Raw genomic sequence first — 21,553 nt, 5'->3', positions numbered from 1 at the left:
TTTGAAATGAAAATTAACCTTGTTCAATAAAAAAAGCCTAGCTGTTACCGGTCATTATTTCTTTAAACAGTTGAAAGGAATATTCTTTTCTGGACTGATCAAAAATCTGGGAAATCGTCATAATCTCCTGTACACCGGTATTTTCTACAAAGCCTTTCAGTCCTTTTGCGATAGTGGGTTTATCCCCGATAAAAGCATGCGACAGCATATGCTTTACGCCATATTCCTGCTCCGGCGTCCATAAGTCTGACAATCCGGCCGGATCAAACGGAGACTGTAACGGCTCTCTTGAATTGGTAAAAATACCCAGGAACATTTTATACATGGAGGTAGCTAAAAAAGCAGCCTCTTCGTTTGTGTCTGCAGCAATAATGTTTACACAAGCCATCGCGTAAGGTTTTTCCAGCATCTCAGACGGCCTGAAATATTCTTTGTAAATAGCAAAAGCCTGCATCATATGAGTAGGAGCAAAATGAGCTGCAAAGGCATAAGGCAAGCCCATTTGCGCAGCCAGGTAAGCGCTATCTGTACTTGAGCCTAATACCCAAATAGGAATATCTACACCCTCACCCGGCAATGCCCTTACTTTTGCATGCGCATTTTCCTTACTAAAATAAACCTGTAGCTGCTCAATATTCTTCTGGAAATCGTAGGGTATATTGAGTGGGCTATTACGGATCGTCATAGCCGTTAAACCATCAGTTCCCGGTGCACGGCCCAGTCCCAGGTCAATCCTGCCGGGATATAAAGAGCCCAGCGTTCCAAATTGCTCGGCGATGATCAAAGGAGAATGATTCGGTAACATAATCCCACCCGAACCAACGCGTATCGTATTAGTGCCGCCCGCTACATAGCCGATCAAAACCGAAGTAGCGGCACTGGCCACACTTTCCATATTATGATGTTCAGAAAACCAATACCGGTTATAGCCCTGCTGTTCAACAAACCGGGCAGTCTGCAGGCTTCTGGCAAATGTTTCCTGTAAAGAATCGCCCTGGCATACCGTAGCCAGGTCCAGTACGGAATATTTCAATCCGTTAAAAACGCTATCGCTCATTATTTGTCGCTTATGTATTTTATAAACGCATGACGCGGCAAATAGTTGAAAAAAATCAGGCTTGCGCTTTCAAACGGGCTTTTACTTTTAACTGGTTCTTTTTGGCCAGGTTGATAAAAAATACGCTGCATAAAATAATGGCCAATCCGCCTAATTGCATTGGAGTAAGCTTATCGTGGTTGATCAATACACCCAGCAAAACCGCCACCAGCGGGTTAACATACGCATAGGTACTCACCTGTGTAGCGCTTCTTACACTTAACAAAAACACATAGGCACTATAGCCGATGATGGACCCGAATACTACCAGGTAAGCCAATGAGGCCCAGGCTTTAGGAGGTATTGCAGCCCAGTCTACCGACACAAACTCTTTATTGAAAGCGCCCGCAACCGTAAAAGCCATACCCGCCGCCAACATTTGCCAGGTGGAATTAACAGAGGCCGAAGTGCCTTTTACCTTGTATTTCGAAAATAGGGAGCCGAGCGCCCAACTGATATTTGCCACGCATAAAATAATGAGGGGCAACAAACTATTGCCATACCCGGTGGCAACTATCTTTTCATAAAATAAGGCAACTACTCCCAGCAAGCCTATGGCTACTCCCATAATCATGTACTTATTGTTGAAGTTCTGTTTCCAGTTTACCTTATCCAGCAATAAAAACCAAAGTGGCGCTGACGCCAGGAAAATAGCCACAAATGAACTGGGCAAAAATTGCTCTGCCCAGATCACTGCTCCATTCCCCAGGAACAGCATGAGCAAGCCGCTGACTGCCGCGGGAACAATAGCTGCCCGTTGCCAGATACGTTCTCCTTTGATAGTTACCCATATCATCATAATAATACCGGCAATAATAAAGCGTATGGCTCCTAAAACCATTGGCGGGATATGCTTCACTGCCATTTCAATAAAAAAATAAGTAGAACCCCAAATCAGGTATACAGCAGCAAAAGCGAGTATTACTAATGCTACAGAGGGCTGTTTTTTAAGTGTCATGATCAGGTAATTGAGATAGTTTGTGTTTCTTTTACAGTTTCCATTACAATGGTGGTGCGCATGGAGAGAATATTGGCGATCTTACTAAACTTCTTTCGTCGCAAATCCATTAATGCCTGTGTGTTGGCTACGCGTACTTTAACCAGGTAACAATCATCGCCTGCTATATTATGCACTTCCTGCACTTCCGGGATAGCAGCAAATGCTTTTGCTGAAGTGTCGCAACCAAAGCCATCGGCAGATTTGATAAAGATAAATGCCAGCAACTCTTTGTTTAACGCAGAAGGATCGATATTGGTGGTGTATCCCTTGATCACTCCCCGTTCCTCCAGCTTTCGTACCCGTTCCAACACCGCCGAAGGAGCCATTTTAAGCTTTTTGGAGATGGCCACATTGGTGATGCGCGCATCGTCCTGCATTAATTTCAAAATCGCCTTATCGATATCATTTAAACCGGTATCCGTTGGTGCCATGGCCTAAATTTAAATATTATTCTGAAAATAATAAAATAAACGAATAATATTCTTATAAAATAAAAATAAACGAATAATATTCTATCAATATTCCATCAGCACCTTCATGGTTTTATGATTTATTTGAAATTCAGTTACCTACTTTTGTAGCCAATTATTTTAAGGCATGAACAAACTTTTCTCTTTATTGATAGCGGTATCTTTATCAGCTTTACTTTTTAGCTGCGGCGACAACACGTCTACCCCTCCCACGACGACAGAGCCGGGCACTACAGCTGCGCCTATTCCCAATATCAGCTTATCCGTGGTAAAAACCTACCCTCACGACACTTCTTCTTTTACCCAGGGCCTGGTTATTTACAAGGGAAAATTGTATGAGGGAACCGGCGGAGATGCCGACAATCCTGTAAGCAGTAAGAACTCTCATCTTTTACAGGTAAACCTGCAAACAGGGAAAGCAGAAAAGTCAGTTCCACTAAATGATCATGATTTTGGAGAAGGTATTACTGTACTAAATGATACGGTATACCAACTTACCTGGACAGAAAGAAAAGTATTTGTATATACCCTTCCCGACCTTAAAAAAGTGAAAGAGTTTAATTTTAATACCGATGGCTGGGGCATTACCAATAACGGCAAAGAACTTATTGTAACAGATGGCAGCGGCAATTTATACTTCTATAACCCCTCCACTTTTCAGCTATTACATACGCAATCGGTTACCCATAACGGGGAGCTGGCTTATAATTTAAACGAACTGGAATATATAGACGGCTTTGTATATGCCAATGTATGGCAACAGCCTTATATTTTGAAAATTGACCCCAACAACGGGCTCATCGTAGGAAAAATCGACGTTTCGGATATCTGGCAACGCATTAATAGCAGGGATCCGGACGAAGTACCTAATGGAATCGCTTATGATACCGAAACGAAGAAAGTATATATCACCGGTAAGAAATGGCCGGAGTTGTATGAAGTGCAATTGGGCCAATAATATTATGAGGCAACGGTTTAAACCGTTGCCTTGTTTTTTATTACATAAATAACAGAACAACACTCTTTGGTATTACCCATGGCGTTAATATTGGAAGCTAATCCATGCAGACCTGCACTTATATAATTAATCTTACCACTCTTATACTTACTACTGAGCATATCTACATAAAAGCTATCAAACCACATTGGGAGCATTTCATCAATCTCCAGGCCATGTTGTTGTACCAGCTGCCCCATTGCTTTGGGTGAAAAGTGGTATAAATGCCTGGGCACATCATAACCAGCCCAGTAAGAACCGTAAACTTTTGCGTCTTTGGCCGTATAGTTAGGTACTGCAATAAATAGATACCCATCAGTCGCTAAAAGGTTTTTTATCTGGGCCACGTATTCATGTAAAGTATGTACATGCTCCAGTACATGCCATAAAGTGACGGCATTAAAACTTTGCGGGGGCAATGAAAAAAGTTCATGAGAAGGGCGGGCATCAATACCGTATTCTTCTTTACCAATGGCCCTTGCATCAGATTCGGGCTCTAATCCGGCCACCTCCCATCCCTGCTGCTGCATGGTATGCAAAAATGTACCCGTGCCGCAACCAATATCAAGCAACTTTCCGCTCTTCAGCCCTGTATGTCTCTTAATAATGGCAGCTTTTTGTTTCATGGTGCGTACCCGTACCCGTTGATACAGCTGGTTGATCAGCCCTTTGCTGGTATTGGTGTGGGAGATGTAATCTTCCGATTTATAATAAAACCCTATATCGTCCAGGCCCGGAACATCCTGTGTAAACCTTGCGGTACAGGCATTACAATGAATTATTTCAAACTCTTTACCGCTAACGGTATAATCTTTTACGTTGAAGACGCGCTGTAGGTTATCCGATTGGCAAACCGGGCAAAAAGAATAATGTATATCAGGCATTTGAATGTGAAGGATTATACAGCAAAACTGGTTCCACAGCCACAGGTGCTGCTTGCATTAGGGTTAGAGAATGTGAATCCCCTGTTGTCGAGACCGTCGCTCCAGTCTATTTCCATACCTGCCAGGTATAATTCGTGCGATTTGTTGATAATGCACAAAACCCCCTCTATTTCAAATTCTTTATCGGCTTCCGTTTTATGATCAAAGCCGAGCACATAGCTCATTCCGCTACATCCTCCCCCTTTTACGCCAATGCGCAACAATTGCGTGGCATCAAATCCGGGCTCACTGATCAGTCTTTTTATTTCTTTCACCGCACCGGGTGTTAAGGTAACCGGGCTGGATGCTATAATTGTTTCCATATTGCAAAATTAAACAAAAGCTGATTAAAAGATGTCATGAGGTAGTTAAACCTGATCAAAGCTTGTTACACCTGGTAGGGCCGTTCTTCGCCTCATGCCAGCCAAAAACCTGTTTTTTAGAACCGAAATACCAGGTTTGCAGACAACCTTCTTGGCATTTGGGGTGCCAGGCGGAAGGACCAATACTGCTCATTGGTAAGATTATCCAGTTTCAGCCCTACCCTGCATTTTACAAAATCATAAAATGCGGTAGCATCAAAAACGGTATAGGCAGGTATTTCAAACTTAAATTTATGCGTATTGGTTTGATAAGATGCGCTGCCGTAATTACCTCCCAACCCGGCGCCCAGCCCTTTAGCTTTACCTGAAACAATGCGGTAACTGATCCAGAAATTGGCGAGGTGCATGGGACCCGATGCGGCGGGTCTTAAACCATCTACATGGGCAGCGGCATTGGTTAGTTTACTGTCGTTATAAGTATAACCAGTGATAAGGTTGAGTCCATCAACCGGATTGGCAATTATCTCGGCTTCAAAACCGCGGCTGATCTGCATGCCATCCTGGATATTAAAGACACCTCCGGGAGCCAGTCTTAAAATATTTTTAACGGCTATATCGTAGTAGCTAATGGTGCCGGTGAGCCGGTGATGGAACAGGTCGGTTTTGAAGCCTATCTCCCACTGGTTGGCCTGTTGTGGCTTAAACGGGTTACCTGCAGAATCTGACCCGGCATTATAATCGAACCCATTCATATAGTTACCAAACAACGATAATTTATCTTTTATCATTTCATATACGATACCCAGTTTGGGCGACAAGGCTGCCTGGTTGAACGCATCGGTGGACACAGCGGTAGCTACATCATACCGGCCTTTATTATCTACGTGATCGAGTCTTAAGCTAAGCATTACATTAAACCGGGATGTGATATTCAAAACGTTGGATACATAGGCGCTATAGTTGGAAACATTGGTAGCATAGGTTTCAGGAACAACACGGGCAGCAGCCGAGTCAACCTTATCAGCATTGAAATTGGCATAAGCTGTACCAGGTTTTTTAAAGTTGATAGCAGGTAGCGTAACTGTAGGTGTATTTCTGTCACTGCGTTGGTTGTAATAGTCAATACCTACTACAATTCTGTTTCTCAATGTCCCTATCTCAAAATCGCCGATAAGGTTTTGCTGCAGCTCCACGCCGTTATAAGGGAAATTTTCTTTTTGAGCACGCTGGCGCAACATACTGTCATTTACTCCAATCAGCTGCGTTACATAGCCTTTTGTTGTTGAAAAAGTTCGGGTAATATTAGTTTGCAATTTCCAGTTACCAGATAAAGCATAATTGATCTGTCCGAAAAAATTTACCTGCTGGGTGTTATAATCCAGCGAGTTGGTAAGGAAGGAACGTTTATAATCCATACCAAGATCTCGTATGTTCTTTACAGAGGTAGCTGTTACGGAAGGAGCAAAACGAATAGGAGACGTTGCGTTATACATCGAAGCCTCAATGTCTAAAAGAAAATCCAGGCGATCATTCAGCTTATAAATAAAGCTGGGCGCCAGCATTATATTTCTGCTAAAGCCCTGGTCCTGGAAGCTTTTCTCAGTATGTACGGCACCGTTGATACGAAACAATACCTGCTTATCGTTGGTTAACGGCCTGTTGACATCGAAGGTAAGCCTGTTTAAATTATAACTACCGCCGGTAAATGCGATCTCTGTTTTATTATTCTCTAACGGTTTTTTGGTAACCCTGTTGAATAAGCCTCCAAAGGAAATTTGCCCGCTATTAAATAAAGTCCCTGATGGTCCTTTGATAGCCTGCAACACTTCGAGGTTCGCAGGATCAATATTAGTGTACACAAAACCTGAAATACTGTTACGGATGAAATTGGCTGTGGTAAATCCCCGCGATAACATAGCGCTTCGTCCCTGGTTATATACCACCGGAACAGCGGCACCCGGAATATTTTTAAAGATGCTGTTATAATCAACCAATACCTGCTCAGCAATGATCTCCTTGGGAATTACTGAATACACCTGGGGATTCTCTATATTTCGTAAAGGCAGGCGGGCTACATTATCGGTTTCTTTTTTGTTGAACCGGTTGATACCGGATACCACGGTAACTTCAGAAAGGCTCTCCGCTTCTTTTTGTAAACTGATCTTTACAAAAGTCACCTTTTCACTGTTTACCTGCAAAGCTTCATCATAGGGTTTAAAGCCAACAAATGTCACCCTAATAACATATTTGCCCGTTGCCAATCCCTTTATTTCAAAATTACCTCCTGCATCGCTATACGTAGCATATGGCGTTTCCAACAAACCAATACTGGCGCCCCGCACCGGGTTCTGATCTGCATCAACTATTTTTCCTTTTATTATTCCGCCCCCGTCATCAGCCATTGTTATCAGGCATGCAATTAGAAACGATATTATAAAAGAGCAACGCAGTAAGAAAGCCCTGGCTTGACTACCCATAACTAAAAATTTCGGCAAAAGTAGTTTCCAGGGAGGTCGGTATATTTACGAATTCGGGAATTTCGATATGTGAAATACGGAATTTTTTAAAGTGTGATCGTACGAAAAAGCCCCGCTGATTCTAAACCGGCGAGACTTTTCAGTTGCTTAATAAACAATCAGTCAAATTTCTTTCTCAAAGCATCCAGGCTCGACTGAAAACTATTTTTAGGTTTATTGCTCACCGGCGTTCCTTTCGGCGTATGGGTACGGGGGCGCGACGACTCCGTTTTATTTTCATCTTTCATACTCAACGCAATGCGTTTCCGGGAAGCATCAACTTCAACCACTGTAACCATTACTTTTTGATTGAGCTTTACCACTTCATTGGGGTCGCTTACAAATTTATTGGCCAGGTGTGAAACGTGCACCAATCCGTCCTGCTTTACACCTACATCTACAAAAGCACCAAAGTTGGTAATATTGGTAACAATACCCGGCAGCTTCATCCCTGGCTTTAAATCATCCATAGTAGCAATTCCTTCAGCAAACCGGAACTCTTCAATCACATCCCGGGGATCACGGCCTGGCTTTTCCAGTTCTTTTAAAATATCTTCGATGGTGTACGCGCCGGCCGTTTCGCTGATAAAATCTTTCGCGTTGATCTGCTTTCTGATATCCGGCTTGGCAATAATATCATTTACAGAACAACTCATTTTTTGCGCCATTTCTTCTACGACGCTATAACTCTCGGGATGCACTGCTGAGTTATCCAAAGGATTTTCTGCACCGGGTATTCTTAGAAAGCCTGCACATTGTTCGTAAGCTTTGGGGCCCAGCATCGAAACTTTCAATAGTTCGCTGCGAGATTTAAACGCGCCGTTTTTACTGCGATACTCCACAATATTTTTAGCGGTAGTGGCTGTCAAACCTGAAACATAGGTTAACAGGTGCTTGCTGGCCGTGTTCACATCCACCCCCACATAGTTTACACAACTTTGCACCACATTGTCCAGGCTGTCTTTTAACCGATTTTGATTCACATCATGCTGGTACTGTCCTACACCGATACTTTTCGCGTCAATTTTAACCAGCTCACTCAGGGGATCTAACAGGCGGCGGCCGATACTGATAGCACCACGAACGGTAACATCCTCTTCAGGGAATTCTTCGCGGGCTACTTCACTTGCCGAATAAATAGAAGCGCCACTTTCATTGACCATAAAGATGGAAACAGGTTTTCCAAAATCTATATTACGCACCAGCTTTTCTGTTTCTTTACTGGCGGTGCCGTTACCATAACCGATTGCCTCAATTTCATACCTGTTCACCAGCTCCTTCAGCGTTGCCGCAGCCCCGCTCCAGTCGTTTTGTGGCGGGTGCGGGAAGATGGTGGTATACTTAAGGAAGGTTCCACTCTCATCCAAACAAACCACTTTACACCCGGTTCTGAAGCCCGGATCTATTGCCAGTACGCGTTTGCTTCCAAGAGGTGAGGCTAATAGTAATTGACGGAGGTTTTCGGCAAACACCCTGATAGCTTCCTCATCAGCAGCCGCTTTACTGCTCATGCGGAACTCAGTTTCGATAGCCGGTTTTAACAACCTGCTGTAAGCATCCTCCGTTGCCAGTGCTACCTGCTCTCCCGCGCTGTTCGAAGTCTTTACAAACACGTTCTTTAACTCGCCAATTGCTGATTCTTTTTCTATGCCAATATCCATGATCAGGAAGCCTTCCTTTTCTCCCCTGCGGATGGCTAAGAGCCGATGCGAGGGGCAGTCGGCCAAAGGTTCTTTAAACTCAAAATAATCCCTGTACTTCTGGGCCTCTTCAGATTCTTTTTTAGTGGTAAGCACTCTTGCCGAGATAGCAGATGTTTCCTGGAATATAGAGCGCACGGTGGTTCTGGCGGGTTCGCTTTCTGATATCCATTCCGCGATAATATCCCGCGCCCCCTGTAAAGCGTCTGCATTATCTTTCACCTGCTCGTTGATATAAGCAGCGATCTGTTCGTCTGAAACCGGCTGGCTTTGGTCAAACAGCAATTGCGCTAAAGGCTGCAGTCCTTTTTCTATGGCCACTGTTGCCTTGGTTTTGCGCTTAGGCTTGTAAGGCAGGTAAATATCTTCCAGTTCTGTTGCGTTTAAACAGTTTTCGATACGCAACTTCAATTCCGGTGTTAATTTACCAGCTGCTTCTATGGTTTTTAAAACGGTTTCTTTCCGTTTTTCCAACTCATCATAATATTTGATTTTATCAATCACATTTCCTACCTGCACTTCATCCATATTGCCGGTAGCTTCTTTACGGTATCGGCTGATAAAAGGAATAGTCGCACCCTCGGTATGCATTTGCTGCACATTGGTAATATTTTTTACAGGCAACGAAAGTTCTATCGCTATTTGTTGTATATACTTTAAATCCATAGTAATTTTTATTCTTCCCGGTTATCGGGATGCAAATGTAGGTGGGGTAAAAAAAGAAAAAAATATTTTTTATAAACAGTTTTGTTTTAAAAAGCGGCTCTGAATAATCTGCTGGTTTACGTAAAAAATATCAGCCGGGAGAATCATTTTGATCAATACACAATAGTAGCGTCCCCTTCAACCGGGTAACCCTGGCAGGTGAGTACCCTCCCTTTAGCTACTTCCTCATCCAATAACACTTCGTTGTAAGCCATCCATATTTTACCGGAGGTACAGGTAGCCACACAGCTGCCGCAACGGCCGGCTTCACAACTGTAAGGAACCGAAATTCCCGCCTGTTTTGCTGCTGCTACAATGGTTTGCGGATACTGAACATTCAGAACATGGACATTTTCCGCGAGGTGTACCGTTACCTGGTGCATGGCTGTATCCGGCGGCCGGGGAAGCCTGGCCGGCGGAAGCGGATTGAAATCTTCCTTGATGATCTGCGCATTGGTGATCCCGTTATTACGTAGGGAGATTGCCGACATTAACATATAATCAAAGGGACCACAGACATAAAACAGGATATCTTTTTTATGAATTTCAGTGAAATGTTCATTCAATAACCTGCTCAGCAACCAATGGCTCAGGCGGCTATAATAAACATCCAGCCGGTTGCTAAACATAAAATGAATATGGAAGCGATCTTTATGATCTTCCTTCAAAGACTTTAGTTGTTCATAAAATATAGCCTGCTGCTCATTCCTGTTACTATAAAAGAGGTACACTTTCTGTTGTGTGGTGAGAAGTAAGGTTTTGATCAGCGAAAAGCAGGGCGTGATACCACTACCAGCCGCCAGGAAACAAAATGTAGAATATCCTGTTTTCTCCGGCAACACGAAAAAGCCACCAATACCAGATGTAAGCAGTACATCTCCTGGTTTCGCTTTGTACACCAGCTTCCTGGAGAACTCCCCATTATCCAATTTCTTTATGGTAATAGACAGCGGCTCACCCGCATCAGGCGAAGAGGATATCGAATAGGAACGGCGTTGTTCCCCCGATTGCGTGTAGAACACCAATGTTAGAAACTGTCCTGCTTTATATTGAGCTTTCCAGCCCAGTGGCTTTAATACCAGGGTTCGCGAATCGGGCGTATTAGCTTGTACCGAAACGATTTCAAGCCTTTTGATAATTCCGCTCTCCATATCGATTAAAAATTAATCATATCCGCGGTATTCATTGCCGGGATCTTTAACCGGGTATGCCGGCATTTATCTTAACCAGGCGCGTGGATCTACATTTTTCTCTTCGATCATCAGGATGAAATCGAGTTTTCCGCCACTGGTTTCTTCGTCGGCGCCCACAGTACCAATAGCCTGTCCGCGCGCTACGGCAGCGCCTTTGCTCACAGCTACTGACGCAAGATTGCTATAAGCCGTAAAATATTTTCCATGTCTTAGTACCACAAACGAGGTTCCGCCCACTTTGGAGACACTGACAACCTCCCCACCAAAAACTGCCCGCACCGGAGCGCCCACCTGTGCGGTGTAGGTCACACCAGGATTATCGCCTACGATATCCGGACCGACCCCCTCAATTTTATAGCGGCCAAATCCCAGTGTTATCACGCCATCAACGGGTGAAGGTAATTTGCCGCGGTTCTGCGAGAAATCGCTATTTAATGCAATATCATCGGCTTTATAATTCAGATATCCTCCTGCCGGAGCTTTGTTTTCCACTACCGGAGCCGGCGGCGGAGGCGTATTTTTTCTCACCGTAATTGGACCCGTATTCGCTACAATGGAATTATCTGACTTAGGAACCGCTCTCACCGTAGTTGTTTTACCTGCCCCAACGGGGTCAAATTTCAACTCCCTGGAAGGGGCCGAAGCTACTTCCTGAGCTGGCGGCGGAGCAACTGGTACAGCACCGGGGGATATAGTTGTGGGGGTTGCACCTGCCAGCGCTTTCTCCGTTTCGAGCAACCGTTCGCGGGCCCAGGCTTCCTGCCTTTCTTGAGCTTCTGCGGCTGCTCTTAGCCTAGCATCTTCCTGTGCAATTTTCTTTGCCTCAGCTATCTCCCTTCTTACCACCGCAGCAATGTCCGATTTTAATTGTTTGTCTTCCTGCTGCTTTTTTGCAATCTGCTTTTGCAACGATCCCGCCTGGGACTGCAGTAATTTTGCCACAGAATCCTTTTCTGTCCGCTGATTATCAAGAACAGAGTATTCATTGGTTCTGCTAGCCAGCGCTCCTTCTTTTTGCTTTTTACTAGCTACCTGGTGTGCATAACGCTTATCAATCAAACTATTAGTCTTAACGATGTCTTCCATTTGCTTCTCCCGGTAATTACGATAGCTTTTCAGGTAAGCTACGCGTTTGATCGCGTCATTAAAACTATTGGCAGAAAAAATAAAATTCAGGTAGTCGTAGTTACTCCTGTTTTTATAGGCATACACTACCGTTCTTGCATAGTGCACCTTCAACGTATCCATCTGCTTTTTTAGTCTTTTAATTTCGATGGCGCTATAATAAATATCATCATCTATAAGCCGTATCTCTTTACCAATATTATTGATATACTGGTTCTGTACCTCAATTTTTTTGTTCAGCGCAGCTAACTGGTGGAGGTTATTTCTACTTTCTCCTTTAACTGCATCATAAGCCTGCTGAATCTGTCTCAACTCCTGCTGTAATTTCCTGCGCTCTTCCTCCATTGCTGTTTTATCGCTTGTTTTTTGTGCTACAGCCTGGTTGCAGGCGAAAGCACTACCAACCATAATTAGCAAGTATAAAAGCTTTATATATCCCTTTTCCCGCTTGTTTAAAAACAGAACAGGTTGTTTTAATAAGGAATACAGTAGTGTTGGGGCCTGGAGCATAAATATTTACCGGATTATTGCTTTGTTTTATAACCTGAGGGTACCGAAAAAGGCACTGCTACTTCTCCGTCAAAATCGTGAGATTGGAAATTTAATTTTATGGTGATATTGCTCTTATAATTAACCCGAATGTCCCTCGAAGTGGAGAAATTTCTACCTGCTACCTGCTTATAATTATTGTAAGCTAATTCGGCGCTCCTGTTTTTAGCAGCATCTACATCGCTCAACTTACTCGCAGCAGGCAAATAGCCTGGTAACAGTACGGTGAGCAGGTTTTTAAAGTTCTCATCCTGGGTAGTTATTACATAACCGCTCCCCTCTCTGGTGAGAGATGCATTATCCTGATTTACAAAAATGGCATTACCAATCAACAGATCCTGCAAAGTTGCAAAATCAACGGGCAATCCTATTTTTTCCTGGATATAAGAAAGGCTGGAAGCTATATACTCTTTCTGTAATTTATTGAGGATCTTTACCGAATCTTTGGTGATCAAGGCCCTTACTCCCTCAAAGCCTAACAAACCAGCCGACATCCAGATCGCTTCATCTTTCTTAATCACCAGCTTGGCGCTTACGCTTTTACCATTGCCTTTTCCATCATCAAAATCCACATCAACCTTGCCCGAAAAAGTTTTAAAGTCAATTTTATTGAGCCTGGAAAGTACAACAGACGGACCTTCATTTTCCACCGTAGCTACCGGTGGTGGCTGGCTTGTATCCACCGAAGGTGTTTTTGCGGCTTTTTTACTTGCACCGCATGATGCTAGTGCAGCTACAGCTATAATTAATACTAATTGTTTCATGTTTTTGTTTTTATGTAATGGATATGCTATCCATTATTGTTTTCCCGTATGTCCAAAACCTCCCGCCGCCCTTACGGTTTCACCCAGTTCTTCAACGGGTACCCAGCTTATGATCTCTACTTTTTGTATCACCATCTGGGCCACGCGATCGCCATTGTGGATGGTTTGAGCTTCGTTAGACAGGTTAATTAAAATCACCTTTATTTCTCCCCTGTAATCTGCATCAATTGTGCCAGGCGTATTGAGACAGGTTAATCCCTGCTTAATAGCCAAACCGCTACGCGGCCTTATCTGGGCTTCAAAACCCTCGGGTAATTCAATAAATAAACCGGTTGGCACCAAAGTCCTTTCCAGGGGTTGTAAAACTATATCTTCATTTATAGACGCTTTTAAGTCCATACCGGATGCACCGGAAGTGGCATAGGCCGGCACCGCATGCTGCGATTTATTAACGATTTTAACTTGTAACTGGGTCATAGCGACAAAGATAGCCTCTTGCCGCTAAAGCGGAAAGCTGTTTTAACGAGAGCCGATATTTAACAAAATGTTGCAGGAGGGAGGTTATTTCAGGATCATTTTCAGATCCCGCCGCCGCGCGTAAACTATTGATAAGGCGAAAATCAATACAGACCAATGATTGATAAGTGAGGTTTTGCAATTACCGGTATAAATAGATCCTGAGTTTTCTTTCCAATGCCAGGGAAATAGTTTTGGAATTACAGGGATCTTCCATCCCAGGTATTTATTTAAAATGGCCGGAAGTAAGTCAATAATATCGGGTAAAATACAACCCCAAAAAGCTGCTGCAACAATTAATTGATAGGGCCTTCTGGCCATCAAAGTGCCGGCTACCATAATACAAAGCCCAAGAATGACGTCCCACCTGGATTGAACCGGGTAGCAATGGGGCATGTAGTCTAAAATACCATGAAAAAACACAGCCAAAAAAAATGCAATTGCAGCGGGTACTATTGCTTTACGCGAATTGCCTGATTTAATAACGCTGGTGTCAGTCACCATGGCCACCACTCCAATAGCCGACACTGTATGAAACAGGACATTCATATCATATCTTCTGTAGCAGTACAGTTGCGTAGGCCACCAGGCCTTCTTCCCTGCCCACAAAGCCCATATGTTCGGTAGTGGTTGCTTTTACGGACACGTCCTCAATCAGTACTTCACAAATACCAGCGATGGTCTCCTGCATTTGAGGAACGAAAGGTTTTATTTTAGGCTCCTGCAGGGTCAGCGTGGAATCAATATTAACTACTTTATATCCTCTTTCCTGTATCAGCTTCATACAATGCTTCAGCAATATCTTACTGTCGATATCGCGGTACCTTTCATCATTATTGGGGAAATGCACACCAATATCACCCAGGCTTAAGGCGCCCAATAATGCATCGCAGATCGCGTGTAGCAACACATCGGCATCGCTATGTCCCAATGCCCCTTTTGTATGGGGAATTAAAATACCGCCAATCCAAAGATCACGTCCTTCTACCATCTGATGAAAATCGATGCCGCTTCCTATTCTAAAGCTCATAATTTGTTTATTTCTTATAAGTAATAATATCTGTATCTGTTCCTGCGAATATAGCTAACTCCCTCCATTTGTTTATTTTTGCAACTATGAACATACAGGAACTTTACGGGATCTATTTACAATATCCAAACGTACAAACAGATACCAGGAAACTGCAAACAGGCGATATTTTCTTTGCACTTAAAGGTCCCAATTTCAACGGCAACCTGTTTGCGCAACAGGCGCTGGATGCCGGGGCGGCTTACGCAGTTATCGATGAGCAGGGGTTTGAAATTCCGGGGAGGACCATTTTGGTGGAGGATGTATTGACTGCTTTGCAGCAACTGGCCAATTACCATCGCCGGCGGTTCAACATCCCGTTTATTGCTATTACAGGCAGCAATGGTAAAACCACTACCAAAGAGGTGATACATGCAGTGCTTAGTACAAAATATAAGGTATACACTACAGAAGGCAATCTCAATAATCATATAGGGATTCCGCTAACCCTGCTTAAAATAAAAAGCGATGCCGAATTAGCAGTAGTGGAAATGGGCGCCAACCACCTGCACGAAATAGAAGGCTATTGCCGGGTAGCAGAACCTACACACGGGCTGATCACCAATTGCGGCAAGGCCCATCTCGAAGGATTTGGTAGCCTGGAGGGTGTTAGAAAGGGAAAGGGAGAGTTATTTGACTATCTCCGTACCCGTGAGGATGCCATGGCCTTTATTATGAAGGATTATGATTACCTGCAGGATATGAGCAAGGGTATTGCTCATATTGTCACCTATGGCACTCATGATGCCATGATCACCGGAAAGCCTGAAACAAAAGGTGAGTTACTGGCCGTTAAAGTAACCGTTAACGGAGCAGCCTTTCCTATAGCTACACAGCTCGTAGGCGATTATAATTTACCGAATGTATTGGCTGCTGTCGCGCTTGGCTACGAATTTGATGTTCCGGCCAATCAGATAAAACAGGCCATTGAAAATTATAAACCCTCCAACAGCCGGTCGCAGCTGGTGGAAGCGGGTAGCAATAAAATTATATTAGATGCCTATAATGCCAATCCCAGCAGCATGAAGCTGGCCGTTGAAAACCTGGCGGCTATTCAGGCCGATAAAAAAATATTAATGATCGGTGCCATGGCCGAAATGGGTGATGAAACCGCCATTGAACACGAAACGTTGATTAACCAGGTTAAAAAAAGCACCTGGCACCAGGTAGTGTTGGTAGGCAACCCTTTCCTTCCATACAGTAAAGACTTCGTTTACTTTGACAATTCTGCCGATGCTGCCAACTGGGCCCAACAGCAGCATTTTGAAAATGCTTATATACTGATCAAAGGAAGCAGGAGCTCTCAGATGGAAAAAATATTAACGGCAATAACTCAATAAATTTTGTTATGGAAAACAATAAGAAAGCCAGGAGGAGTTATTTAGGCACGGTGCTGGGCTGCTATTGCCCCCGTTGCCGCGAGGGAAAACTATTTGAAAAACCACTCACCTTAAAACTGAGCGGTTTTATGAAAATGAATAAGGCCTGCCCGGTTTGCGGGCAACCCACAGAAATTGAAGTAGGCTTTTTCTACGGAACCAGCTATGTTAGTTATATGCTTGCCGTAGCACTTAGCGTAGCCAGTGCTGTTGCCTGGTGGGTATTGATTGGATTTTCCTTACAGGACAACCGCTTTGTTTACTGGATCATTTTCAACGCTATCCTCCTGGTGGTTTTGCAACCCTGGCTGATGCGTTTTTCGCGTAGCCTCTGGCTCTCCTGGTTTGTAAAGTATGATCCCAATTGGCGAACCCGTGGCCCCAGGGATGTTTCTGAAAGGATTAATGAAGACCAGGGTAATAACTGGTAGTTGCTGCATTAAAAAATAAAAAAATGCGAATACTATAGCCATCCGGGTTAGTATTCGCATTCTAATTTATATCGCTTTTTGTATGCGTTCTAATAAAGCCTTTGTTTTAAGTATACCTTCGCTCTCCGACAAAGCACTTCCCTCATATTCTATCCCTACATAACCGTTAAAGCCTGCCTCTTTTACGATCTTAAGCATTTTTTCATAATCCGTTTCTACACAATTACCCTTATCGTCAAAGTTATAGCTCTTGGCACTCACGCCTTTTGCGAAAGGCATAAGCTCTTTAGTACCCTTATAGCGGTCATATTCCTCCGCACATGTATTGCCATCACGCCTTATACAAAAATTGCCGAAATCGGGCAAAGTCCCTACATTAGATTTATTAACTTTTTTCATTACGCCACTTAACCAGCTTCCATCGGAAGAATATCCGCCGTGATTTTCCACGATCACATTTATTTTCTCCTTAGCGGCATAGGCACCGAGCCTGGCTAATCCTTCTGCAGCAGCATCTGACACCTCTGTAGCCGTACCCCTTCCCGCGGCGTTAACCCTTATCGTGGCACACCCCAGGTACTTTGCAGCATTTACCCATTTGTAATGATTCTCTACCGCTTTTATCCTCGCATTAGCATCAGTATTTCCCAAATCTCCTTCTCCATCGCACATAATCAGGTGATTTTTTACACCGTTATCTTTACAACGCTTTAATAATTCATTAAGGTATTGCGTATTTTCTGCTTTGTCTTTAAAAAAAACATTCACGTATTCTACTACACTAATACCAAACTCTTTTTTTGTAATCGCGGGGAAATCCAGATTGTCTATTTCCTTCGCAAAAAGCTTTTTGTGTAAGGACCATTGGGCCAGGGATATTTCGAAAAAAGACTTTTTCGCGGAGATGAGCTCTTTCCCCCATGCAGGCATTACAGCGCAGGCCGCAGCTATTGCTGAAGCATTTCTAAGAAAAACTTTTCGGTTCATATGGATATTTTATACTTTAAAAAAAATGTATGGCTTGTCATCACCCCTTCTAATAATGACATGTATGCTTCATTGCCTGACACATGACTTACAATCGGGGGGCTTAACAGCCCTGAAAGATAATTCTTTCATATCTTATTTCATCATCCGGTTTTTGACCATTTTTAAAGAAGTATCCCCCATTTGTTTGAGTCGCCAGGCTTACCGGCAACGCTACAAAAGCTTAACACTATTTTACAGGAAACGACTAAATGTTCAATCAATCTTGTTAATCATTTTATAAAGAAAAAATTGCACACTGTTTGTTCGGCAAATCAAAAAGATTCGCTACTTTAGTTTAGCAAACATTATTTTTATTAAACCTCAAAATCGTTTTATGGAAACAACAAATATTGAATTCAACCAGGAAGATTTATTAGTAACAAGATTAGATGAAGTAAATACCACTGAAGGTGCTTATGATGGCGATGGAGACGGTGACGGAGATGGTGGCGCTGACGGCGGTGATGGTGCTGATGGTGATGGTGGCGCTGACGGCGACGGTGGAGCCGATGGTGATGGCGATGGCGGTGCAGATGGTGATGGTGGTGCTGACGGAACAACAGGCGCCTAATCTTCCCGATTAAAAACGAACATTTTTCAAGCCGCAGTGAATGTATATTTTCTGCGGCTTTTTTTGCCCGATTGTGCTATTCAGACGGGCGTATCCCTAATTAAACACGATGAACTATTTTTTCGATAAAATTGTAGCCCCCTATAGCGTTGATGATTTTTTCAATACCTATCATGAGAAAGAAATCCTGCATGTTAAAAGAAATGATGAACAGTACTACCAGGACATTCTAACACCCCGGGAAATATCAGATTACCTCGAACGCCAGGACATTTTTTACCCCTCGGTTCGCATCGTAAAAAACGGGAAGGAAATTCCTAATGGCGAGTATACATTAAAAAGTACGCCAATTGGTCATCACCGTAAAGATGGTATCATCAATACCGATAAGGCTTTTTCCCTTTTTAATAACGGCGCTACATTTGTGATACAGGCCGGACAACGTTACTTTAATAACCTGTCTCACTGCAGCCTGGAACTTTCTCAAAAATTCAATTCCCCCGTACAGGCCAATTTGTATATTACGCCTAATAAATCACAGGGTTTTAATCCTCACTGGGACACGCATGATGTTTTTGTGTTGCAGATATCAGGTACTAAAACCTGGCATTTATACGGATTTGAAAAAGAATTACCCACCAAGAACCAGTCTTTTGTAAGCAAGGATTATAATAAAGAGCCTACTCAAACCATACAGCTCAGTCCGGGTGACTTTTTATATGTGCCGCGGGGCTATGTACATGATGCTATGGCCGACGATGGCATTTCGTCTCATATCACTATTGGTGTACTTTCATTTACCTGGGCCAGGTACTTCAACGAAATATTCCCGCAGCTGGAAGAATTTAAGGAGTTCAGGGAAGCTGTTCCTTTCTGGAGAGGCGACCTGACAGAGCTGATCAAGGAAAAAACAGAAACCCTGCGTCAGAAATTGTCGGGGCTTAACTTTGATAAAGGCATAGAGCGCCTCAATAAAAGCTATCATTCAGCACAGCCCCAGCCCGTTCATAATTATTTTGAAAGCATCAGGAATATTGATAAGCTATTGCCCGATACCGCATTAGCCCTTAATGGGGGTATAATTTACCAGTTTGTAAAAAAAGAACCGGGGTATGAACTACATTTGCTGGGTAAAGCCATCCTGTTTCCTGAGGTACTGAAGCCTGCAGTTGATTATATTTTCAGCCAAAAGAAATTTACTTTAAAAGATTTGCCTGGAGAGACAGAAGCTGTAAACGGGCTGATTACGCAACTAATCAGGGAAGGTGTTGTTTATATTGACGAATTGTAAAGTATTATTATTTGGACAACGATATTAAAAAAGAGGTGTTTTTCTGCAGTGCCGCGTCGAGGTATTTTAAAGAACAGTTAGCCGGCACTGCAGCTAATGCCGGCGCGTTCATATTAATTGAACATGCCAATCCTTTTCCTGAAAAAATAATAGAGGCCCATTTTGATAAAGAATGGCTAAGGGAGATTCAGCAGCTAGCTAAAAGTTTGCGCGGTAAGGTATTACTTATCCGTAATAAAAAAACCAATTTCAAAGAATGCAGGATCTCCTTTGTGGATAATAAAGCCGGCCGGTATTTTACCATTCAAACAACTGTTGATGAAATCAGCTCTGTTCATCTATCGGACCATATCACTTCAGCCGATACACAATGGCAAACCGATCCCTTTTTCGTGATCTGTACCAATGGCAAAAAAGATAAATGTTGTGCTAAATTTGGTTTCCCCGTATTCAAATTTTTTGAATCTTTTAATGCCAATGTTAATGTGTGGGAATGCACCCATGTGGGAGGTGACCGCTTTGCGGCCAATGTTATCGCCATGCCTTTTGGTATTTATTATGGTCATGTAGCAGTTGAAGACGTAGGCCACATTATGGTAAGAACGCTTTTACGGAAAATCTATAAAAATAAATTCAGGGGTGTATCGCGCCGGTCATTTTATGAGCAGGCTATTGAATGTCATTTACGTGAACACCTGCAGAACTATGATATAGACTTTGAAATTCATACTCATCTATTGAAGCATGAAGGAGATCATTACGAGGTAGATGTAACTACGAGTAATAATGGCCATTATATTATGGACCTGGAAAGAGTAAAGATCGACTACCCCCATCTTCTTACCTGTAAAGCGAAAAAGCAGGAAAATATCTCTAAGTTCAAACTGGCAAAACTCGAAGTAATACCAGCAATATCTTAATCCAGTTCCTGCTCAATCGCTTTAATGACTTCTTCAAAATAATTAACGTCGTTCAGGCGACAGGCATGTCCCATACCACCCGGACTAAATACATTCACCTCCATTACTTTGTCGCCCACCACATCGAGGCCTACCAAAAACATCCCGTCTTTAACCAGCTTATGGCTCACCGCATCCACGATATCAAAAATCTTGCGCGTTATTTTTGCCTGCGATACCGCGCCTCCCTGGTGGATATTACTGCGAATATCGCCTCCAGCCTGCGTACGATGTATAGCGGCTACCTTGCCGTCAATTTCTATAGGTTTTCCGTTGAGCAAAAACAGCCGTATATCTCCTTTACTGGCTTTCGGCAAATATTCCTGGGCAACAATATACCCATCGCGGCCAATCGCATCTACAATCTGGTTTAAATTCTGATTTTGTTCATTCACCAGAAAGACATTTTTCCCTCCAGACCCCTGTAGTGGCTTCAACACAATGTTCTTTTTATGAGCCGCGTAAAAGCTTTTAATTTCTGTAATACTGCGGGTGATAATTGTTTCAGGTCTTATGATCTCCGGGAAGTATTGAAAGTACATTTTATTGGTGGCCTTAGCCAGCGTATCGGGGTTGTTCAAAACCAGCACCCCGTTCTTTTTGGCTAATTGTCCAAATACAATACCCGAATACTGGGCCCATGGGCGATCATCCAGGTCCGCAGAAGGATCGTTACGCAGCATCAATACATCCAGATCTCGGGATTCGATCAGTTTTTTCTCGACCTCGAAAACGGTTTCCATGAAAATCTGCGGGCTACGAAACTTCTTTGCCGGCGCTTTTTTTGCATGCGCTCCCATTTGCCCGGATGCTGTATAGCTAAAATCCTGCACCGCTATATAATACACCTCGTGCCCCATTTGCAGGGCCTGCAGCGCCAGGCGGGTGGTGGTAAAATACGGTTCTTCACGGTCATAATCATTAATAACAAAACCTATACGCATATA

Annotated in this window: 21 protein-coding genes; 6 read left to right on the top strand and 15 right to left on the bottom strand. The window is 43.3% G+C overall.

The window, feature by feature from the left end:
- Positions 1–37: 37 nt before the first annotated feature.
- Genes U0035_RS18085 through U0035_RS18075 form a run of 3 tightly spaced genes read right to left on the bottom strand, consistent with a single transcriptional unit; the run spans position 38 to position 2,527 of the window.
- Positions 38–1,057 (bottom strand): LLM class flavin-dependent oxidoreductase, encoded by a 1,020-nt coding sequence (locus U0035_RS18085; protein WP_114791634.1) that lies wholly within the window; start codon positions 1,055–1,057, stop codon positions 38–40.
- Positions 1,058–1,112: 55 nt separating this feature from the next.
- Positions 1,113–2,054: an EamA family transporter gene (locus U0035_RS18080; RefSeq protein WP_114791635.1), complete on the bottom strand. Its 942-nt coding sequence runs from the start codon at positions 2,052–2,054 to the stop codon at positions 1,113–1,115.
- Positions 2,055–2,056: 2 nt separating this feature from the next.
- Positions 2,057–2,527, bottom strand: a complete 471-nt coding sequence (locus tag U0035_RS18075; protein WP_114791636.1) for an Lrp/AsnC family transcriptional regulator — start codon at positions 2,525–2,527, stop codon at positions 2,057–2,059.
- 166 nt (positions 2,528–2,693) lie between these two features.
- Between U0035_RS18075 and U0035_RS18070 the strand changes: the two genes are divergently transcribed.
- Positions 2,694–3,524 (top strand): glutaminyl-peptide cyclotransferase, encoded by an 831-nt coding sequence (locus U0035_RS18070; protein ID WP_114791637.1) that lies wholly within the window; start codon positions 2,694–2,696, stop codon positions 3,522–3,524.
- Between the two features lie 17 nt (positions 3,525–3,541).
- Here the strand turns inward: U0035_RS18070 and U0035_RS18065 are convergent, their stop codons facing one another.
- From U0035_RS18065 to ispF, 10 genes are all read right to left on the bottom strand, one after another.
- Positions 3,542–4,447, bottom strand: a complete 906-nt coding sequence (locus U0035_RS18065; protein WP_114791638.1) for a class I SAM-dependent methyltransferase — start codon at positions 4,445–4,447, stop codon at positions 3,542–3,544.
- A gap of 14 nt (positions 4,448–4,461) precedes the next feature.
- Positions 4,462–4,809, bottom strand: coding sequence for a HesB/IscA family protein (locus tag U0035_RS18060; RefSeq protein WP_114791639.1), 348 nt, complete (start codon positions 4,807–4,809; stop codon positions 4,462–4,464).
- 116 nt (positions 4,810–4,925) lie between these two features.
- Complete coding sequence (locus U0035_RS18055) at positions 4,926–7,211, bottom strand: TonB-dependent receptor (protein ID WP_162817920.1); 2,286 nt, start codon at positions 7,209–7,211, stop codon at positions 4,926–4,928.
- 233 nt (positions 7,212–7,444) lie between these two features.
- Complete coding sequence (locus U0035_RS18050) at positions 7,445–9,691, bottom strand: Tex family protein (RefSeq protein WP_114791641.1); 2,247 nt, start codon at positions 9,689–9,691, stop codon at positions 7,445–7,447.
- Positions 9,692–9,843: 152 nt separating this feature from the next.
- The gene (locus U0035_RS18045; protein ID WP_114791642.1) at positions 9,844–10,881 is read right to left on the bottom strand and encodes a flavin reductase family protein; all 1,038 of its coding nucleotides are present in this window, start codon (positions 10,879–10,881) and stop codon (positions 9,844–9,846) included.
- 66 nt (positions 10,882–10,947) lie between these two features.
- Positions 10,948–12,456, bottom strand: coding sequence for a murein hydrolase activator EnvC family protein (locus U0035_RS18040; RefSeq protein WP_162817921.1), 1,509 nt, complete (start codon positions 12,454–12,456; stop codon positions 10,948–10,950).
- 116 nt (positions 12,457–12,572) lie between these two features.
- On the bottom strand, positions 12,573–13,361 hold the full coding sequence (gene lolB1, locus U0035_RS18035) for a lipoprotein insertase outer membrane protein LolB1 (RefSeq protein WP_114791644.1): 789 nt from the start codon (positions 13,359–13,361) through the stop codon (positions 12,573–12,575).
- 33 nt (positions 13,362–13,394) lie between these two features.
- Positions 13,395–13,838, bottom strand: a complete 444-nt coding sequence (gene dut / locus U0035_RS18030) for a dUTP diphosphatase (RefSeq protein WP_114791645.1) — start codon at positions 13,836–13,838, stop codon at positions 13,395–13,397.
- An 84-nt stretch (positions 13,839–13,922) separates the two neighbouring features.
- Positions 13,923–14,426, bottom strand: a complete 504-nt coding sequence (locus tag U0035_RS18025) for a hypothetical protein (protein ID WP_114791646.1) — start codon at positions 14,424–14,426, stop codon at positions 13,923–13,925.
- Between the two features lies 1 nt (position 14,427).
- Positions 14,428–14,907, bottom strand: coding sequence for a 2-C-methyl-D-erythritol 2,4-cyclodiphosphate synthase (ispF, locus tag U0035_RS18020; protein WP_114791647.1), 480 nt, complete (start codon positions 14,905–14,907; stop codon positions 14,428–14,430).
- Between the two features lie 86 nt (positions 14,908–14,993).
- Here ispF and U0035_RS18015 point away from each other — a divergent pair, with 86 nt between their 5' ends.
- Both U0035_RS18015 and U0035_RS18010 read left to right on the top strand, forming a co-directional pair.
- Positions 14,994–16,286: a UDP-N-acetylmuramoyl-tripeptide--D-alanyl-D-alanine ligase gene (locus U0035_RS18015; RefSeq protein WP_114791648.1), complete on the top strand. Its 1,293-nt coding sequence runs from the start codon at positions 14,994–14,996 to the stop codon at positions 16,284–16,286.
- Between the two features lie 8 nt (positions 16,287–16,294).
- On the top strand, positions 16,295–16,756 hold the full coding sequence (locus U0035_RS18010) for a DUF983 domain-containing protein (protein ID WP_114791649.1): 462 nt from the start codon (positions 16,295–16,297) through the stop codon (positions 16,754–16,756).
- A 66-nt stretch (positions 16,757–16,822) separates the two neighbouring features.
- Here U0035_RS18010 and U0035_RS18005 read toward each other — a convergent pair whose 3' ends face one another.
- Positions 16,823–17,743, bottom strand: a complete 921-nt coding sequence (locus tag U0035_RS18005) for a sugar phosphate isomerase/epimerase family protein (protein WP_211316470.1) — start codon at positions 17,741–17,743, stop codon at positions 16,823–16,825.
- A 376-nt stretch (positions 17,744–18,119) separates the two neighbouring features.
- Between U0035_RS18005 and U0035_RS18000 the strand changes: the two genes are divergently transcribed.
- From U0035_RS18000 to U0035_RS17990, 3 genes are all read left to right on the top strand, one after another.
- Positions 18,120–18,356: a hypothetical protein gene (locus U0035_RS18000; protein WP_162817922.1), complete on the top strand. Its 237-nt coding sequence runs from the start codon at positions 18,120–18,122 to the stop codon at positions 18,354–18,356.
- A gap of 109 nt (positions 18,357–18,465) precedes the next feature.
- A complete protein-coding gene (locus U0035_RS17995; protein WP_114791651.1) occupies positions 18,466–19,647 on the top strand; it encodes a cupin domain-containing protein in 1,182 nt (393 codons plus the stop codon).
- Between the two features lie 11 nt (positions 19,648–19,658).
- Positions 19,659–20,567: a ferredoxin family protein gene (locus U0035_RS17990; RefSeq protein WP_114791652.1), complete on the top strand. Its 909-nt coding sequence runs from the start codon at positions 19,659–19,661 to the stop codon at positions 20,565–20,567.
- Here the strand turns inward: U0035_RS17990 and U0035_RS17985 are convergent.
- Complete coding sequence (locus U0035_RS17985) at positions 20,564–21,550, bottom strand: glutathione synthetase (protein ID WP_114791653.1); 987 nt, start codon at positions 21,548–21,550, stop codon at positions 20,564–20,566. The genes U0035_RS17990 and U0035_RS17985 overlap by 4 nt on opposite strands.
- Positions 21,551–21,553: the final 3 nt, after the last annotated feature.

The organism is Niabella yanshanensis, from assembly GCF_034424215.1.
Lineage (GTDB): Bacteria > Bacteroidota > Bacteroidia > Chitinophagales > Chitinophagaceae > Niabella > Niabella yanshanensis.
The sequence above is the reverse complement of the archived record's forward strand: the minus strand, read 5'-3'. Positions and strand labels throughout refer to the sequence as shown.

Bases quoted from the DNA above. Each gene is read 5' to 3' on its own strand.
- U0035_RS18025 (WP_114791646.1), bottom strand. From the start codon at position 14,426: ATGAATGTCCTGTTTCATACAGTGTCGGCTATTGGAGTGGTGGCCATG.
- U0035_RS18000 (WP_162817922.1), top strand. From the start codon at position 18,120: ATGGAAACAACAAATATTGAATTCAACCAGGAAGATTTATTAGTAACA.
- U0035_RS18060 (WP_114791639.1), bottom strand. From the start codon at position 4,809: ATGGAAACAATTATAGCATCCAGCCCGGTTACCTTAACACCCGGTGCG.
- U0035_RS18080 (WP_114791635.1), bottom strand. From the start codon at position 2,054: ATGACACTTAAAAAACAGCCCTCTGTAGCATTAGTAATACTCGCTTTT.
- U0035_RS18015 (WP_114791648.1), top strand. From the start codon at position 14,994: ATGAACATACAGGAACTTTACGGGATCTATTTACAATATCCAAACGTA.
- U0035_RS18010 (WP_114791649.1), top strand. From the start codon at position 16,295: ATGGAAAACAATAAGAAAGCCAGGAGGAGTTATTTAGGCACGGTGCTG.
- U0035_RS18055 (WP_162817920.1), bottom strand. From the start codon at position 7,211: ATGGCTGATGACGGGGGCGGAATAATAAAAGGAAAAATAGTTGATGCA.
- U0035_RS18085 (WP_114791634.1), bottom strand. From the start codon at position 1,057: ATGAGCGATAGCGTTTTTAACGGATTGAAATATTCCGTACTGGACCTG.
- U0035_RS18005 (WP_211316470.1), bottom strand. From the start codon at position 17,743: ATGAACCGAAAAGTTTTTCTTAGAAATGCTTCAGCAATAGCTGCGGCC.
- U0035_RS18065 (WP_114791638.1), bottom strand. From the start codon at position 4,447: ATGCCTGATATACATTATTCTTTTTGCCCGGTTTGCCAATCGGATAAC.
- ispF (WP_114791647.1), bottom strand. From the start codon at position 14,907: ATGAGCTTTAGAATAGGAAGCGGCATCGATTTTCATCAGATGGTAGAA.
- U0035_RS17995 (WP_114791651.1), top strand. From the start codon at position 18,466: ATGAACTATTTTTTCGATAAAATTGTAGCCCCCTATAGCGTTGATGAT.
- U0035_RS18075 (WP_114791636.1), bottom strand. From the start codon at position 2,527: ATGGCACCAACGGATACCGGTTTAAATGATATCGATAAGGCGATTTTG.
- U0035_RS17985 (WP_114791653.1), bottom strand. From the start codon at position 21,550: ATGCGTATAGGTTTTGTTATTAATGATTATGACCGTGAAGAACCGTAT.
- U0035_RS18045 (WP_114791642.1), bottom strand. From the start codon at position 10,881: ATGGAGAGCGGAATTATCAAAAGGCTTGAAATCGTTTCGGTACAAGCT.
- U0035_RS18050 (WP_114791641.1), bottom strand. From the start codon at position 9,691: ATGGATTTAAAGTATATACAACAAATAGCGATAGAACTTTCGTTGCCT.
- U0035_RS18070 (WP_114791637.1), top strand. From the start codon at position 2,694: ATGAACAAACTTTTCTCTTTATTGATAGCGGTATCTTTATCAGCTTTA.
- U0035_RS18040 (WP_162817921.1), bottom strand. From the start codon at position 12,456: ATGGTTGGTAGTGCTTTCGCCTGCAACCAGGCTGTAGCACAAAAAACA.
- lolB1 (WP_114791644.1), bottom strand. From the start codon at position 13,361: ATGAAACAATTAGTATTAATTATAGCTGTAGCTGCACTAGCATCATGC.
- dut (WP_114791645.1), bottom strand. From the start codon at position 13,838: ATGACCCAGTTACAAGTTAAAATCGTTAATAAATCGCAGCATGCGGTG.